Origin of the sequence: Kitasatospora cystarginea (assembly GCF_039533515.1) — a bacterium.
GTDB lineage: Bacteria > Actinomycetota > Actinomycetes > Streptomycetales > Streptomycetaceae > Kitasatospora > Kitasatospora cystarginea.
Window position 1 is genome coordinate 1 of sequence record NZ_BAAATR010000129.1, and the last position, 2,762, is coordinate 2,762.

The window sequence follows — 2,762 nt, forward strand, 5'->3', positions numbered from 1 at the left end:
CCGCGAACACCGCCGAGCTCTCCAGGAGTTCCACCGCCATCGCAGCCCACTGCGAACCCTGACCCGGGAAGACGAACGCCACCTTCCCCGCAGACCCCGCACTGCCCTGAACCAGACCCCCACCCGGCTCACCGGACGCCAACGCCTCCAGGGTGGACCGGAGTTCCGAGAGGTCGCCGCCGACCAGCACCGCCCGGTGCTCGAAGGCTGAGCGGGTGGCGGCCAGTGAGTACCCGAGGTCTACGGCACTGGTCTCCGGCTGGGCGTCGAGCTGTGCGATCAGCCGTCCGGCCTGGCCGCGCAGTGCGTCGGCCGTCCTGCCCGAGAGCAGCCACGGGACGGCCGAGCACACCGCCGGGCGGGTCGGCGCATCCGCCGTGTCACCCTCCTCCGGCGCCGGGGCCTCGGGCGCCTGCTCCAGGATGATGTGGGCGTTGGTGCCGCTGAAGCCGAACGAGGACACCGCCGAGCGGCGGGGTTCGCCGGTCTCCGGCCACGGCTGCGCCTCGCTCAGCAGCGAGACCTCGCCCGCCGACCAGTCCACGTGCGAGGACGGCTCTCCCACGTGCAGCGACTGCGGCAGCACACCGTGCCGCATCGCCATCACCATCTTGATCACACCCGCCGCACCCGCGGCCGCCTGGGTGTGGCCGATGTTGGACTTCACCGAACCCAGCCACAACGGCCGCTCCGCCGGCCGCCCCTGACCGTAGGTGGCCAGCAGCGCCTGGGCCTCGATCGGGTCGCCCAGGGTCGTACCGGTGCCATGGGCCTCGACCACGTCGACCTGGTCGCTCGTCAGGGCCGCGCTGGCCAGCGCCTGCTTGATCACCCGCTGCTGGGACGGGCCGTTGGGAGCGGTGAGGCCGTTGGAGGCGCCGTCCTGGTTTACGGCGCTGCCGCGGACGATGCCGAGTACCGGGTGTCCGTTGCGCTGGGCATCGGAGAGCCGCTCGACCAGCAACATGCCGACGCCCTCGCCCCAGCCGGTGCCGTCCGCGTCGTCCGAGAACGCCTTGCAGCGCCCGTCCGCCGCCAGACCACGCTGACGGCTGAACTCCACGAAGGTGCCGGGCGTCAGCATCACGGTGACGCCGCCGGCCAGCGCCAGCGTGGACTCACCCTGGCGCAGCGACTGGCAGGCCAGGTGCAGGGCCACCAGCGAGGAGGAGCAGGCCGTGTCGATGGTCACCGCCGGGCCCTCCAGGCCCAGGGTGTAGGACACCCGGCCGGAGGCGATGCTCCCCGAGGTACCGGTGCCGATCTGGCCCTCGGCCCCCTCGACCGACTGCTGGAGCAGCATGCCGTAGTCGTTGTACATCACGCCCACGAACACGCCGGTCCGGCTGCCGCGCAGGGTGGCCGGGTCGATGCCCGCCCGCTCGAAGGCCTCCCACGAGGTCTCCAGCAGCAGCCGCTGCTGCGGGTCCATCGACATCGCCTCACGCGGCGAGATCCCGAAGAAGCCCGGATCGAACGCTCCCGCGTTGTGCAGGAACCCGCCCTCGCGGGTGTACGAGGTGCCCGGGTGGTCCGGGTCCGGGTGGTAGAGGTTCTCGACGTCCCAGCCACGGTCCTCCGGGAAGAACGACACCGCGTCGCTGCCGGTGGAGACCAGTCGCCACAGGTCCTCGGGCGAGGAGACACCGCCCGGCAAGCGGCACGCCATGCCGACGATCGCGATCGGCTCGTGCTCGCTGTCCTCCATCTCCTTGAGTCGGCGACGGGTCTCGTGGAGATCCGCCGTCACTCGCTTGAGGAAGTACCGAAGCTTTTCCTCAGCCGCCATCTCAGCCGGCATGTCAGGTCACCTCTCGGGATGTTGCAGAAGAATCGGGTGATCGGGCGATCAGGCAAGTCGGGCTGGGGTCAGGAGATACCGAACTCCTTGCCGATGAAGTCGAAGAGGTCGTCATCGCTGGCCTCTTCGAGCTCCTCGGCGACGGCGGTGTCCTCGGCCGGGGTCTGCTGGTCGTTCCACTTCGCGAGCAGGGACTGCAGGCGGTTGGCGACCCGGAGGTGCCCCTCGTCGTCGGGTGCGGTCTCCAGCAGAGCGGCTTCCAGCCGGTCCAGCTCGGCCAGCAGCGGCACGAGTGCCGCAGCCGCGTCGGGGACGGTCTCCGCGTGGAGCAGTGCGACCAGGGCGGCCGGGGTCGGGTAGTCGAAGACCAGGGTCGCCGGCAGCCGCAGACCGGTCACCGCACCCAGGCGGTTGCGCAGTTCGACGGCGGTGAGGGAGTCGAAACCGAGGTCCTTGAACGCCCGCTCGGCGTCCACCGCGTCCGGGCCCGGGTATCCGAGGACATCCGCGACCTGGGAGCACACCACCTCCCGCAGGACCGCCTCGCGATCGGCCTCCGGCACACCCAGCAGCCGCTGCGCGAGCGACGGACCGGTCGCGTCGGCGCCCGCCGCGGCCGAGCGGCGTGCGGTGACCCGGACCAGGCCCCGCAGCAGCGGGGGCAGCATGCCTGCCTCGGCCTGTCCGCGCAGACCGGCGAGGTCCAGCCGGATCGGAACCAGGACCGGGTCGGCCGAACTCAGCGAGGTGTCGAACAGGCGCAGGCCGTCCTCGGCGGTCAGCGCGGTGACACCGCCCCGCGCCATCCGCTTGACGTCCGCCGCGTCCAACTCACCGGCCATGCCGCCGTCTTCGGCCCACAGACCCCAGGCGAGCGAGGTCGCCGGGAGACCGGCCGTACGGCGCTGCTGGGCGAGGGCGTCCAGGAAGCTGTTCGCGGCGGCGTAGTTGCCCTGACCGG

General features: G+C 71.7%; 2 protein-coding genes. Both read right to left on the reverse strand.

All coding sequences use genetic code 11. The annotated features are described in order from the left end of the window. Nucleotides 1–1,789 (reverse strand): type I polyketide synthase (locus ABD369_RS40320; RefSeq protein ID WP_344641613.1); only part of this gene is annotated, 1,789 nt, incomplete at its 3' end. Between the two features lie 80 nt (nucleotides 1,790–1,869). Then, the coding region (locus ABD369_RS40325) for a phosphopantetheine-binding protein (protein WP_344641614.1) at nucleotides 1,870–2,762 on the reverse strand (893 nt) is incomplete at its 5' end.